The sequence below is a fragment of the Halotia branconii CENA392 genome (assembly GCF_029953635.1).
GTDB lineage: Bacteria > Cyanobacteriota > Cyanobacteriia > Cyanobacteriales > Nostocaceae > Halotia > Halotia branconii.
Window position 1 is genome coordinate 2588506 of sequence record NZ_CP124543.1, and the last position, 15426, is coordinate 2603931.

Annotated in this window: 8 protein-coding genes and 1 tRNA gene; 2 read left to right on the plus strand and 7 right to left on the minus strand. The window is 41.6% G+C overall.

All coding sequences use genetic code 11. From position 1 onward, the window contains the following. The first annotated feature begins 406 nt into the window (after nt 1-406). Both QI031_RS11395 and QI031_RS11400 read left to right on the plus strand, forming a co-directional pair. On the plus strand, nt 407-982 hold the full coding sequence (locus QI031_RS11395) for a Yip1 family protein (protein WP_281485271.1): 576 nt from the start codon (nt 407-409) through the stop codon (nt 980-982). A gap of 575 nt (nt 983-1557) precedes the next feature. Further along, a complete protein-coding gene (locus QI031_RS11400; protein WP_281485272.1) occupies nt 1558-3939 on the plus strand; it encodes a phosphoketolase family protein in 2382 nt (793 codons plus the stop codon). 406 nt (nt 3940-4345) lie between these two features. Here QI031_RS11400 and QI031_RS11405 read toward each other — a convergent pair. The 7 genes from QI031_RS11405 to QI031_RS11435 form a co-directional block, all read right to left on the minus strand. After that, nucleotides 4346-4417, minus strand: a tRNA-Lys gene (locus tag QI031_RS11405). Between the two features lie 61 nt (nt 4418-4478). After that, on the minus strand, nt 4479-6740 hold the full coding sequence (locus tag QI031_RS11410; protein ID WP_281485273.1) for a PAS domain-containing sensor histidine kinase: 2262 nt from the start codon (nt 6738-6740) through the stop codon (nt 4479-4481). Nucleotides 6741-7232: 492 nt separating this feature from the next. Beyond that, complete coding sequence (locus tag QI031_RS11415; RefSeq protein WP_281485274.1) at nt 7233-7808, minus strand: hypothetical protein; 576 nt, start codon at nt 7806-7808, stop codon at nt 7233-7235. A gap of 97 nt (nt 7809-7905) precedes the next feature. After that, nucleotides 7906-8115: a hypothetical protein gene (locus QI031_RS11420; RefSeq protein WP_281485275.1), complete on the minus strand. Its 210-nt coding sequence runs from the start codon at nt 8113-8115 to the stop codon at nt 7906-7908. Nucleotides 8116-8583: 468 nt separating this feature from the next. Beyond that, nucleotides 8584-12621, minus strand: a complete 4038-nt coding sequence (locus QI031_RS11425; protein ID WP_281485276.1) for an AAA-like domain-containing protein — start codon at nt 12619-12621, stop codon at nt 8584-8586. Nucleotides 12622-12753: 132 nt separating this feature from the next. Then, the gene (locus QI031_RS11430; protein ID WP_281485277.1) at nt 12754-13389 is read right to left on the minus strand and encodes a type I restriction endonuclease; all 636 of its coding nucleotides are present in this window, start codon (nt 13387-13389) and stop codon (nt 12754-12756) included. A 155-nt stretch (nt 13390-13544) separates the two neighbouring features. Next, on the minus strand, nt 13545-15164 hold the full coding sequence (locus QI031_RS11435) for an AAA-like domain-containing protein (RefSeq protein ID WP_281485278.1): 1620 nt from the start codon (nt 15162-15164) through the stop codon (nt 13545-13547). Nucleotides 15165-15426: the final 262 nt, after the last annotated feature.

The following is a 15426-nucleotide window of genomic DNA, read 5'->3' on the forward strand; positions in this document are numbered from 1 at the left end:
TTGGCAGGATTTTATCCTTTAATATTTTATATTTAATTGTGCCGACCTACTTAGTTAACGCCCCGTCGCCGTCAGGTGTTAATAGCCAGCGATGCACTGAGTTTTGACTACTTCGACTTCGCCCTTCTCCTGTCAAAGACGCTACGCGCTAAGCGTATCTATGCCGTAAGCTTTACGGCTTGCTTCGACTGCGCCCTTCGGCTACGCTCAGGTTAAACTCAGCAACCAACGCTCAGGCTAAACTCAGTACAAGTGTGCGGCAGTTGAGTTTCGACTGCGCTCAACTACCGCGAAGTCGAAACTCAACTACCGTGTATCCGAAGTGTAGTCAGTAGCAAAAACAACTGACCACTGACACAAAATCCCGCCCCTTCCAGGGGTAGGATGAGTTTAATAGTTAGGAAAAATGAGCAGCAATAAGAAAAAATCAAGGTCAGGTTTGTGTCGTACAATTCGGTATGCTCTAGCTTTGAATGGTGACTTTTATGAAAATGCTCACAATACACAGCGAAACCGGAGTTTAGCCTTAAGTATTGTAATTTTAGCTGCTATTTCTCATGCTATAGGTAGTGGTGTAATTTTATTAATCAATCGAGCGACAATTTTTGTACTTTTGACGGGTCTTTTGATTGATGCGATCGCTATTATTGCAGGATATTATTTCTGGACATTCACAATTTGGAAAATTGGACAATGGCTCAAACCAATCGATCCTACTTATGGTGACTTACTTATTCCGCTAGGCTTTGCTTATGCACCGCAATTACTGAATTTTTTCACCCTTATTCCCTTACTAGGACGACCAATCGAGTTGATCTTGGCAGTGTGGAGTTTATTGGCGGTGATTGTTGCAGTGCGCCAAGGTTTAGATATTACTACTCGACGAGCAGCATTTATCTGTTTAGTAGGCTGGCCTTTAATTCAAATTGCGATCGGTTTTGTACAAGTTTTAGAGCAACGATTGGTAAGGTGGACAAACTGAAAGGCATAACTATCTAATCGAAAGTAATCTTAGTAGTTGATGCTAAGATAGGCGATCGCACCAATATGACATCATGCTTGCAGTAGCTAGCTGGGCATATACAGTTTTCGTCGAATTGGCCTTGAAAACCGAAAGCAGTCCAGGATGGAGCAGGTTGATCTATCAATTATTGTGTCATCAAAAACCAAATACGCGTTATCATTCGCACTGTGCCAGTTGCGTAAGTCTTATTTATCAGCCTACACAACAATAAACGTCCACCAAAAGAAGTATTTTTAAATTGTGTTCATTAGATATTTGGAATGTATTACAAGGTAATTTTCTATCTGAATTTTAAAAATAAATAAAATTAATCTTAAAAAATACTTAGTCTGTTAGCCTTTGTGAGAGAACGTTATTGGCATCTATTCAGGTTTATTTCTAGATTCAAAAAAGTGTATTAAGTGGCTAGTAATAATCAGCTTCACAGATTAAAACAGGGAAATTTGTCATGGGTAAGATGACTCGCATACCGTAAATGATTAAACTGTCATACGAAATGAATTTGCCAATTTACTTTTGTAATGGAGTTTAAGATGACATTAACAACTACTCCACAGACAAAGCCTTTAAAAGATGAAGAACTGCACAAAATGAATGCCTACTGGCGTGCAGCGAACTATCTTTCCGTCGGACAGATATATTTGCTCGATAATCCACTGCTGCAAGAACCTTTAAAGTTAGAACACGTCAAACCTAGATTGCTGGGTCACTGGGGAACAACACCAGGGCTGAACTTTATCTACGTTCATCTAAATCGGGTAATCAAAAAATATGACTTGAACACAATCTACATTGCTGGGCCAGGTCATGGCGGGCCTGGATTAGTAGCCAACACCTATCTCGAAGGTACTTACAGCGAATATTACCCCAACATCTCCCAAGATGTTGAGGGTATGCAGAGACTTTTCAAACAATTTTCATTTCCAGGTGGTATTCCTAGCCACGTAGCACCAGAAACCCCAGGTTCTATTCATGAAGGTGGTGAACTTGGTTATGCTCTTGTTCACGCTTATGGTGCAGCCTTCGATAACCCTGATTTAGTGGTTGCTGCTGTTGTTGGTGATGGCGAAGCTGAAACTGGTGCTTTAGCTACTAGCTGGCATTCTAATAAATTTCTTAATCCAGTCCGTGATGGGGCAGTACTGCCGATTTTACATCTAAATGGATATAAAATAGCTAACCCCACTTTATTAGCACGATTGAGCTATCAAGAGTTAGAGAGCTTATTTGTAGGTTATGGTTATAAACCTTACTTTGTAGAAGGTGTTGAACCCGCAGATGTGCATCAACAGATGGCTGCTACTTTGGATATTGCGATCGCGGAAATTCAAAGTATCCAAAGAGAAGCCCGTGTACATGGCTTTACCAAACGTCCCCAATGGCCAATGATTATCCTTAGAACCCCCAAAGGTTGGACAGGGCCAAAGGATGTAGATGGGAAAAAGACCGAGGGTTTCTGGCGATCGCACCAAGTCCCTTTTGGCGAATTAGCAAGTAAGCCAGAACATTTAAAATTGCTAGAAGAGTGGATGAAGAGTTACAAACCCGAAGAACTCTTTGACGCTAACGGCAAGTTGATGGCAGAATTGGCAGAACTCGCTCCCAAAAAACATCGACGCATGGGGGATAATCCCCACGCTAATGGCGGAATTTTGCTGCGTGATTTGAAGATGCCCAATTTTCAAGACTATGGGGTAGATGTTTCTCAACCGGGTACAAGTTACGCCGAAGCTACCAAAGTCATGTCAACATTCCTGCGGGATGTGATGAAACTCAATCTGGAAAGCCAAAACTTCCGGATTTTTGGCCCCGATGAAACAGCATCCAATCGCCTCAGTGCAGTGTTGGAAGTCACAAATCGGGCTTGGACTGCCGAAACTCTTCCAGAAGATGAAAATTTATCTCCTGATGGTCGAGTAATGGAAATTCTTAGTGAAACTACTTGCCAAGGCTGGTTAGAAGGTTACTTGCTCACAGGCCGTCATGGTTTCTTCTCTTGCTATGAGGCATTTATCCACATAGTAGATTCCATGCTTAACCAACATGCCAAATGGCTCAAAACCACTAATGATATTCCCTGGCGTAGACCAATTGCTTCTCTTAATTACCTGCTGACTTCCCACGTTTGGCGGCAAGATCACAACGGTTTTTCTCACCAAGATCCCGGTTTTATTGACCATGTAGTCAACAAAAAATCAGAAATCGTGCGCGTGTATCTTCCCCCTGATGCCAACACTCTGCTGTCGGTAACAGATCATTGCCTGAACAGCCGCCAATATGTCAACGTTATCGTTGCTGGCAAGCAACCATCGTTGCAATATTTAGATATGGATGCAGCTATCAATCACTGTACTAAAGGCATTGGTATTTGGGAATGGGCAAGCAATGATAAAGGCAGCGAACCAGATGTAGTCATGGCTTGCGCTGGAGATGTTCCCACTTTAGAGACTTTAGCTGCCGTAGATATTTTGCGCCAAAACTTTCCTGAATTGAAGGTGCGAGTAGTTAACGTAGTAGATTTGATGACACTCCAACCAAAAAGTGAACATCCCCACGGTTTAAGCACTAAAGATTTCGATACGATTTTCACTACCGACAAACCGATCATCTTTGCTTTTCATGGTTATCCGTGGCTAATCCATCGCTTAACTTATCGCCACACCAACCACAATAATCTACATGTACGTGGTTATAAAGAAGAGGGAACTACCACTACTCCCTTTGATATGGTCGTTCTCAACGATCTTGATCGCTTTGACTTGGTAATGGACGTAATTGATCGCGTACCAAAATTAGGGGCTAATGCAGCTTATGTCAAGCAAATGCTGCAAGATAAGCTCATCGAACATCAACACTATATTTCTGAGCATGGTGAGGATATGCCAGAAATTCGTAATTGGAAGTGGCCGTACTAATCGGTTTGGTTGACAAAATTAGCTGTTGAGGCACGAAGAAAGCAGGGAGAACAGGAGAAAGAGATAATTCTTCATTCCCCGATCGCTGAGCGTACTTGTGCTGAGTTTATCCTGAGCGTAGCCGAAGGGCGCAGTCGAAGCAAGCCGAAGGGCGTAGTCGAAGTAGCCGAAGCGTGTACCCTGCACCCTGCCTCTGACAGGTGTAGGTTTTTACAAGGGACAACAAGTACTGAAGAACCACTATTTTGAGGCTAAAACTATAACTGAAGGCGATCGCATAATTTATGTTGTAATTCAGTAATACCAACATTTGAATAAGGCGATCGCCTTTCAAAAGCCTCTTCTTGTTTTTATGAGGGATTATTTTAGTGCTAATTTGTTAACAGTGACAAACAACTAGTTATAGTGGGTGACCTGAGATTCGAACTCAGAACCAATAGATTAAGAGTCTACTGCTCTACCGTTGAGCTAGTCACCCGCACAAAAGGTAATGTTAGCAAATTTCTGAAGGTTTTACCAGTGTTGAGGCGGAGAACAATTCATATTGCAGCCGTTTTGGGAAATTCAACTATGAATGTAGTTTGACCAGATGTACTTTCTACATGAATAGAACCGCCTAAGTGCCTTACCATTTTTTGTACTAATGCCATTTCTAATCCTGTACCACTATATTTCCAGGGATCGTTTTTGGAAAGACGGTAAAATGGCTCAAAAATCCGTGACAGTTCATAAGAGGGAATTTCTAAGCCGGAATTACTGATACTTAGCTGCACTGCATCTACTGTGAGGTAAGCTGATACTGCAATGGATTCGCCCGCAGGGGTATATTTGCCAGTATGACTCAAAAGTTCAGTAACGATTCTTTCTAAGTCCGTGATATCTGTTTCTATCGGCGGAAGTGCAGAATCAATCGTCAGGTTTAATTGCTGTTGCTGACAACTGGTAATGTCTCGAAAAGACTCAACAATGGGAGGAAGCCAAGTTTGTAACTCAATGGCAATCAAAGTAGGGGGTTCGGGTTCGGCTTCTAAATATGTAAGTGTGAGCAAATCGTTAATTAATTTGCTTTCTCGTCCACATTCGTTATGCAAAATTTGTAATAGTTGCGGTACTATTTCTATATTTAATAATCCTTCTGGTGTGAGTACACTTTCTAAAGTTTGGGCGGCAAGGCTAATGCTAGTTATGGGTGTCCGTAGTTCATGGGATAGAGTTCTGAGAAATTCATTTTTGAGGCGTTCTCGTTTTTCTAATTCTCCTAGTTGTGCCTGAGTTGCGTGATAAAGCTGTGCTTGGCGAATAGCGATCGCACATTCACTTGCTAACTGCTGCACTAGTTCTATTTCAAATTCATCAAACATTTCTTGCGTTGGTCGCAAAAGCCAAAGATTTCCCAAAATCCCTTGTTCGTCAAAGATGGGACAAGCTAGTTGTGTAATTACAAGTAATTTGGGATGCCATTGAGAAACAATCTCTACGGATTGTCGATGCTGTTTTTCTAACAGTGGTTGATAAATTTCCCAAAATTCGGCAATTAGTCTAGTAAGACCTTGGGATGGAGGTAGGTTAATTGTATACTCGTAAGCAACCTTGGCACTGGTACGGCAGGGGCTATAAAGTTCGATATAGCACGATTCAAGTTTTAGTAACTGTACTAATTCTTGAGTAGCTGTTTGCAATACTTGAGTTTCGTTTTGATTATCGCGAATTTGTTCGGTAATGTGACGTACTAATGCTTGAAAGTTCTGCGCCTGTTGTAATTGGGCTTGATGCTGCTGAGTCTGCAACTTGAGTTTGGTGTCCAAATGCTGTATTTGCTGATGTAGTTCTGCCTGTTGGACAGCAATACCGATTTGAGTTGCTAGTTGCTTGAATAAATCAACTTCTATTTGCTGCCATTGATGGGGTTGATCGCAATACTGAGCAATTAACAGCCCCCACAAATTTTGCTGTAATAAAATAGGCACAACCAAATTGGCTCTAACCTGCAAAGATGCCAAAAAATTTATTTGCTCAGGATGTAACACTGCTGCATAGATATCTTCAACAATTTGAATACAACCTCGTCCGTGAGGTTCTTTATATTTGGTACTGAAACTAGGATCTCGAAAGTTTTTACCTAAAAGCGAACCACTCGCACTAACAGTTGCTTCAGCGATGATTGTGCCACTTTCATTTGACTGAATATGGTAAACCATGATGCGATCGCAGTTTAAACACTGTCGCAGTTCTTTTACAGTTTGATCAAGATTGGCATTTAAATCTAATGATTCACTAATCCGAAGAGCGATCGCTTCTAACAGTTTTTCTCGTTTAGCTTGAGTGCCTTTAACTTGGGCTACTTGTTTGCTAGGAGTAATATTACTACTAGTGCCAATTAATCGATAAATTTTAGAATTAGCATCCCGCAGTGGTGTTAGAGTTGTACTCCACCAAGTCGGAACACCTTGGAATTGCAAACATTGTTCGTAAGAAATAGTTTTACCAAAGCGTACACAATCAACGTAATGCTGACGCACCTTTGCAGCATCAACTGCTGAGAGGATATCCTCTGGTTTTTTGCCCCGGAGATTTTCTGAACTTATACCTAACCATTGCTCATGAGTCGGATTCAGCGCTACATATTGAAAATCCCCATCTTCTAGAACATCTACTACGAATATAGATGCCTGTACAGAGTTATACATACTCAGCAGAAATTGTTCGCTACTGCTGTTGTTGTCTAATTCTGTACCGAAGATAATATGAGGATTTGATTGTTGTTGCAATTTTAAAGTTGATTCAGTTTGATTTAGATTCATGCAAGAGTCCCTATCTGCTATTTCCAAATCTTTTAGGCGCTCTCTTGAGTGATTTTATTAGTAAGATTTCTCTCTAGCGCCCATAGCAAAGCATATTTAGCCTTTGCTGATGATAGTTGTATCTTTCTCTACTTCTGAATTAGAAATCTGAAAAAGTTAATAGCAGTAAGCTTAACAAAACCTGCTTTTTAAAAGTTAAAATACATTTATTAAGGTGGCGCGATTATGCTGACATTTTTTATTAATAATTTTTAGAATTGTTGCATATATTTAACTAAATTCCCAGTAATAAATTTTGTTAATGATACATTTATTAATAAAATCAAAGTTTCATAACTAAAATATCAATCAACGTAGGTTCAGAGTTGATGATCAAACATTTCTTGACAAAGAATATTAACAGCTATTAAACAGCTAATAAACACTTGTTTGTTGATTTAGATTTTAAACACAGAAGAAGTTACAAATTTTCTCAAAGCAAAAAAGAAGAAATTACCTAAACAATCTGTAAGCATTGATTCCTGTCAAGATAGCAACCATCAGCCAAGTGATCGCTAAACCTGCGACTTCGCCTAAAAACAAGCGTGTCAGGTAATGCAAAATACTACCGACAATAGAACCTACAGGTATTGCTATAGCCCAACTTGCCGAACTAACTAAGATCCATTGCCAAGCCCAAGGAAATGGTTGACGAATAGCTAACCATTGAGCAAAGCCAATACCAAAGCCGCCAATTGCGCCATAAATTGCCCCACTCAGGATTATGGAAGCAAAAAACTCGCTATTGGGTATAACAATCCAACCGATCGCACCGATGCCAATAGCGCTAATAGCAATCCAAGCTAGCAGTGTTGATAAAATCCACTTTACAGCAGAGATGCTGTGTCTAAGAATTAAACCTTGAGGAAGTGCAACCATTAATCCGCCAATAGATGCTTGAATTACTCCAATATCTTCTGGTTTTTCAACGATTTCAATTAAACATAAACTCATTAAAAAGCCGCCACAAGTAGCGACAATCCATAGTAATGTAAATTCTAATTCAGTTTTGGCAGGGACTAATGGCATCAAATTTTCTGAAGTCGTGAAGGTCTAGCAAGCTTGTAGTCAGGACTTTAGTCCTTATTTTCAATCACTCGCTCAAATTTAAAGTAGGCGATCACATTTATGGAAAGTAGCGGTAAATATCTTTTAGAGCCTCATTTATACTTAAAGGGGTTTCGTCCTTAACGGCTTGCATAGCTTGATAAAGCCCCTCATCTTCAATAGCGTCTAACAGACGCTGATATTCTTCAAACTCTAAGACTACTTTGAGAATTTGACCTTGTTTATCCGTGATTAACTCCTGCACAAAAGGATATTCTTCCGCTTTCATCAATTATTGTCCAGAGTAGTTGCTTAATCTACATATAAAGATATAGCAGTACTAAATCATTCGTGAACAACAAGATCCCCGACTTCTCAAAGAAGTCGGGGATCTGACTCTCTTGAAACTGTATTTTACGCTAAGCGATCGCTATCAAAACCAAACATTTAAGCTGGGAACTCGGAACTTCAACCTCAGAACTCGAAATTTTGAGCTGGGAACTTGGAACTTCAACCTTAGAACTCGGAATTTCAAGTTGGGAACTTGGAACTTCAACCTCAGGACACGAAACTTCGAGCTGGGAACTTGGAACTTCAACTTCAGAACTCGGAATTTCAAGCTGGGAACTCGAACAATGGTGTTTTTTTCGCCAGCGATCGCCTTTCATACTACATTTATTATGAGTTGGGCAAGGAGTGATGCCTACGGCGGGCTACGCCAACGCACCTTTACAGCAAATGCCATCCTCTCATTTTTTTACTCCCTATTCCCCACTCCCCGGTTACTGAGCTTGTCCTGAGCGTAGTCGAAGGGCGCAGCCTCTTGTAGAGAAGTACACACCCTCGGCGCATCAGGATGACTAATCAAATAAGCCTTCAGCCAACTGCAACCCTGCGCCAGTAAATTATCAAGATCCAAATTCCACAGTTTGATGGTGTTGTCACCACTAGCGGAGGCTAAGGTTTTGCCGTCCGGGCTGAACACCACACTACTGACCGCAGCGCTATGACCTTCTAAGGTGGAGATAACTTTGCCTGTATCTCGATTCCACAGTTTGATTGTCTTGTCATTACTAGCGGAGGCTAAGGTTTTGCCGTCCGGGCTGAACACCACACTATTGACCGCATCGCCATGACCTTCTAAGGTGGAGATAACTTTGCCTGTATCTCGATTCCACAGTTTGATGGTCTTGTCATAGCTAGCGGAGGCTAAGGTTTTGCCGTCCGGGCTGAACACCACACTACTGACCATTTCGCTATGACCTTCCAGGGTAGAAATGAGTTTACCTGTGTCTCGATTCCACAGTTTTATTGTCTTGTCACGACTTGCGGAAGCTAAGGTTTTACCGTCCGGGCTGAACACCACACTACTGACCATTTCGCTATGACCTTTTAGGGTGGAGATAACTTTGCCTGTGTCCCGATTCCACAGTTTAATTGTCTTATCACCACTGGCGGAGGCTAAGGTTTTGCCGTCCGGGCTGAACACCACACTACTGACCCAATCGCCATGACCTTCTAAGGTAGAGATAACTTTGCCTGTGTCCCGATTCCACAGTTTGATTGTCCTGTCATTACTAGCGGAGGCTAAGGTTTTGCCGTCCGGGCTGGACACCACACTACTGACCCAATCGCCATGACCTTCTAAGGTAGAGATAACTTTACCTGTATCTCGATTCCACAGTTTGATCGTCTTGTCACCACTGGCGGAGGCTAAGGTTTTGCCGTCCGGGCTGAACACTACACTAGAGACCGGAGCGCTATGACCTTCTAAGGTAGAGATAACTTTACCTGTATCTCGATTCCACAGTTTGATCGTCTTGTCACCACTGGCGGAGGCTAAGGTTTTGCCGTCCGGGCTGAACACTACACTAGAGACCGGAGCGCTATGACCTTCTAAGGTAGAGATAACTTTACCTGTATCTCGATTCCACAGTTTGATCGTCTTGTCAGCACTAGCGGAGGCTAAGGTTTTGCCGTCCGGGCTGAACGCTACACTATAGACCGGAGCGCTATGACCTTCTAAGGTGGAGATAATTTTACCTGTATCCCGATTCCACAGTTTGATGGTGTTGTCAAGACTTGCGGAGGCTAAGGTTTTGCCGTCCGGGCTGAACACTACACTCCATACCGCATCGCCATGACCTTCTAAGGTGGAGATAACTTTGCCTGTATCCCGATTCCACAGTTTGATGGTGTTGTCAAGACTTGCGGAGGCTAAGGTTTTGCCGTCCGGGCTGAACACTACACTCCATACCGCATCGCCATGACCTTCTAAGGTGGAGATAACTTTGCCTGTATCTTGATTCCACAGTTTGATTGTCTTGTCATCACTAGCGGAGGCTAAGGTTTTACCGTCCGGGCTGAACGCTACACTATTGACCAGAGCGCCATGACCTTCTAAGGTGGAGATAACTTTACCTGTATCTCGATTCCACAGTTTGATGGTCTTGTCATCACTAGCGGAGGCTAAGGTTTTACCGTCCGGGCTGAACGCTACATTAGAGACCAGAGCGCCATGACCTTCTAAGGTGGAGATAACTTTGCCTGTATCTCGATTCCACAGTTTGATGGTCTTGTCATCACTAGCGGAGGCTAAGGTTTTGCCGTCTGGGCTGAACGCTACACTCCATACCGCATTGTCATGACCTTCTAAGCGATTTATTTCCCTAATATCTAGCAGAATAGTCTGCAAACTAAACAAAGGGCTATAAGCTGAGTAATCTGCTAAAGATTTTTTATTCTTGACTAAAGTTTTGAGTTCTTCCCCACTCCGCACGGCTAACAGTAATCCCTCAATTTCTCTAGAAGTTCTAAACTCCCGCAAGGCATTTGTTCCTTCTTGCTCTAATCGCGTAGCTGTGAGGGCAGTTTCACGCTCTGTTTTTGCTATATCTAAACCAGCAATGGCATTTTGACGCTGTTTTTCTGCACTATCACGCTGCTGTTGAGCAGTTAGCGCCTGTTTTTGTGCCAAATACTTCTGGTAACTTGCTTGTTGTGCCTGTGTCCGTGCTTGTTGGTACTGTGCATTAGCTTTATCTAATGTTTGCTGTGCTAGTTTTACCTTGCTCTTAGCAATCTTTAAATTATTTTCTGCTAAAGATTTTTGTTTTAATATCTGTTCTTTTTCTGTCTTCGTAACTTCCGTTGCTGCTTGAGCCTTTTTTAAATCTTCCTTAGCAGCATTCGCTTCTTTTGTAGCTGTTTCTTTCGCTGCAATAGCACTCTTAGATAATTTAATACTATGTTGAGCGATTATAAACAATGCAACTGCCCCCACTACAGCACAACCCAGCAAAACAGAACCACTGCGAATCTGTTGTTTAGCTTTGCGGTTCGCCTCTGCTAAAACCTGCTTTGCTTGTTCCTCTGCTTCCAGGCTTTTTTGCAGTTCACGCTTTTCTAATTCCTGACTAGCATCCAAAAATCGGTCATCGACATCAGTTAAACCTTTGCCAATGCGCCAAACCAAAGCTTCTTGTAATGCTTTTCCCCGCAACAACCGCGATTCATCTTGAAAATCAGCAGCCACCCAAGCATTAAAAGCATCAGAATACGGACGCAACCTAGTTAAAATATTTTCAGCCCATTCTTGCTTAAACACCTCTGCATAAATGCGGTTATAAATTCGCAACTTTCCATCCCGCTTGACCACCAACCCAGTCAACCGCAGCACTATTTGGTCGTTACTATCATCAGCAACTATCTCACCCTGTTGCACAATCTGCTGACACAACCCCAAAAGCCGCCCAGTCTGCTGCTCCCCACTCCGCATGATTCTATCCCGAATCGTCTTTAAATGTTCCGGCTCATCTTGTCCTTCCCAATTCTCAATAATCCGCTTTCTGACTACGCTTTCTACCAACCCCTCAACTGGGGATTCCCCCTCATTTCCATTAGAACTTACGCAATAACTCTCTGAAACTCCTATTTCTCCGTGTCCTCTGCGTCCTCTGCGGTTTAATTCTCCGTTACTTGTGCGTGAATCTTGTTCATAAGACGCGATGAATCGCGTCTCTATAAGGGAATCGGCAATTAATAAGTTACAAACCTTCTGGGTTAAAAATGGCTGTCCACCTGTCCACGCCAACACCGCCGCCATCACCTCTTGAGGATTACCTAACGCCGCTAAACCCCGCGCTAAAGGTTCCGCTTCATCTAACTGAAAACCAGTTAAATCAATTGCCCGACCAATATTAAAAGGTGTGCGTCCCTTATCTTGAATCAAATCTGAAGGAGTAGATACCCCAATTAATGCAAAAGTGATGCGATTATATTCAGGTTTATCAGCGCGGCGGTTATAACAATCCCGAATGACTGCAAAAAAGTCATCTAAATTAAAAGCCAGACTCAAAACACTATCAATTTCATCAATAAAAATAATAATATTTGCTGTTATTTTTTCTAATAAAACTGTTTCAATAAACTTACTCAAACGCTGTACTGGTGAAAGTAAATTGTTCTCACTCCACCAAATGTCTAAATCAAAATCACTATAAAGATTAAAATATCCCACCAACGTATCAATTACCCCGGCATACCATTGTTCCGGCGTAATCTCTGCCGTCCCAATGGCAGTAATATCAATAGCCGCACAAGCAAACCCTTCATTTTGCAACCGTTGCATCACCTGCACCCGCAAGCTAGATTTCCCCATTTGCCGCGAGTTGAGAACATAACAAAATTCCCCAGCCTTCAACCCTGCATACAAATCATCATCAGCTTGGCGTTTGACATAAGTTGGCGCATTGGCGGGTAAACTACCCCCGACTTGATACTGGTACTGAGTCATACATTGACTGGCAAATAGGTGTTTGAGAGGCTGCGAGATCCCCGACTTCTTTAAGAAGTCGGGGATCTGACTACCATCAGCGCAGCGCACCGTCAACAATTCAAGGTGCGTTAGCCTACGGCATAACACACCCTACATATAATTTATATTTCTTACCAATTTACTTAGGTGTTTTAAAACTTTGACAACAGTATAAATATCTTCCTCACGATTCAGAAAAAATGTGTAAGATAACGCATATTTTGCTGTATCTTGTTTCATCAACTTAATAAACTGAAATTCCTGACCATTAGTGACAAAACCAAACGTTGGTTTCCCAGTGTCAGAATTACCTAACATATCAGCTAAAGCTTGAGGAATTGCTGGTACTAAAGAGTATTGCGCTCTTTTGGCTTCAATTACCAGTACCCACAACGGCGGATGAAATACCAAAATATCAATCCGTCCTCGAACAATTGTGCCTTCATCCTCTGACCAAATTTCTACTTCTTGTTCTGAGGCGATGTAAAAAGGCGGTTGATAAAAACCTGCTAAACGCAATAGTGGCGATAACACCACCATTTTGACTACAGGTTCTAAAACTGGATATTTCGATAAATGTAAATATTCTGCCTTGACTTCGTTGAGTAATTCTTTTTCTGATTCACTTAAATCTGGTAAATCTTGCTGCCATTCTGAAAAAAATTGTTTGTTGTCTGCAAGTTGTAGCCCAAAGTCATCAATTAATTGGGCTAGGGTAATATCTTTGCCCTGAGTAACTTGAACCATTTTTTTAGACCTTTTAGGCGAATGGTAATTGAAAATAGACAAGACTTACACAAAGTTATGGAAGAATCGAACCGCCAAGGACACAAAGTACACAAAGTAAGAGGGTTTTAGAGAGTTATTGCGTCAGTCCTAAAGAATAAGAACTAAAGTTCTTACTACGAACTTTTACTCCAACCGAGGCGATCGCCAAAGTATTTCCGGTATAAATTACATAAAGGCATAATTTTATTCCCCTGAAATTTGACTAACCCCATACTACGGAGTTTAAAGGCTGCTGTTGTTCCCACATCCACCGCCTCATCAGCTGTGACTACTTGCTTCAGTGCTGTTAATAATTGTTCATCCTCCTGCAAATTCAATAAATGGCGACGTAAATGGTCATTATAGGGGCCTGCTTCTGTGGGTGCGATTTGTTCTAGCTTGTCTAAAGTCGTTCTGTTGCGGGCAATTTGATAAAGTGCCATCCGCACTAAATAAGGATGTCCACCCACAAGCATAATTAACTGTTGCACCTGGGAATTAGACCAACTTAACCCATGACGTTGCACTAAATCTTGCACTTGTTGTTGATTTAGTTCTGGTAACTCCACAGGTAAACCGACATTAAAGGGCGACTGATTGATATTGAGGGGAATGTACACTTCTTTAGAATGGACAATCACCAACTTGAGTTTTTGCCAATCTGGGTCATTTTTAGCACGTTCATGCCAAGCACGCAGCAAGCCAAAAAAATCAGTGGCAATTATGGGATGCTTAAAAATTTCATCCACTTCATCTAAACCCAAGACAATAGGCTTGTCTATCTCCTTGAGTAAATATCTTTGAAAGTAATTTGTACATTTGTTTTTACTGCCCAAAACCCCTTTCCAAAAGTCGTCTAGCTTTTCTGGTAAACCTAAACTGTCGGAGACACTGGCGCAAAACCACTGCAAAAACATATCCAAGCTGCTGAGAAATTCTGCATCGACTGATTGAAAATCTAAATACGCAGACTTATAGCCTTGCTTGTTGCCATAATTAAGAACTCTTGACATTAACGAGCTTTTACCCATCTGTCGCGGTGCTTTAATCCGAATTAAAGCCCCATCTCTGAGAACTTGTTCATAGCAGTCGGTTTCCACAGGCGATCGCTTGATGTAAAATGCAGATTCTAAAGGTACTTGTCCTTCGGGATTTTCTAGGGTTATTGCAGGTGTTGTCAGAGTTGCCACACCTTGATTGTTGCGACTTTTGAGAATTGGTGTAGAAGATTCAGGAATGCTTTTAAGGTCAATGGCATTACAGCCAAACTTGTAAGCATCTTGATATGATCTATTAGCACCCAAAGCATCATAAAATCCAATAGCAAACTCTATTGCTGCCACATCCCCAATTTTTTGATTCATGCCCATCACATAGTCAATGTGTTGGTAAATTGCCTCAGCTTGCACCTCGCTATAACAGGCGTTTAATAGTACACATTCAATTTTTTCTTTACATAACTCAAATAAATTAGCTAGCGCCTCTGTACTGACTAGCTGCCATTCTCCAGCATCATTTTCTAAAACTAAACCCTCATCACCAGCGCCATGTCCTGCAAAATGGACAATTTGAGGTTCATGATCTAAAAATGCCCGACGCAAATCTTGAGGACGCACTGCCCATCTAGAAATAATTTCAAACTGATCTCGATTTTTAGCCCGTTCCAATCCTGCTTGAATTTCCCGTACTTCTTTATCTAAGCGCAATTGGCTAGTGTTTGTAGGATTGGCTGATAAAATCAGGATTTTTTTCACAGAGCGAATAAAGGTAGATTAACCCAAGCTATTTACCTAAAAATAGTGTACTACAGCTAATATGTTAAAAACATGCTGGGTTATGCACTCTGTGTTGTGCGATCGCAGTTTATTATAAAACTTATATAGGACTTACGCGTAACTCTGTGAAACCTCTTTACTTCGTGTACTTTGTGTCCTTTGTGGTAGCCTGCGGCAAGCCCTTCGGTCTACGTTTTTTCATAATTTTGCGTAAGTCCCAACTTATATTAAAATCTTTTTT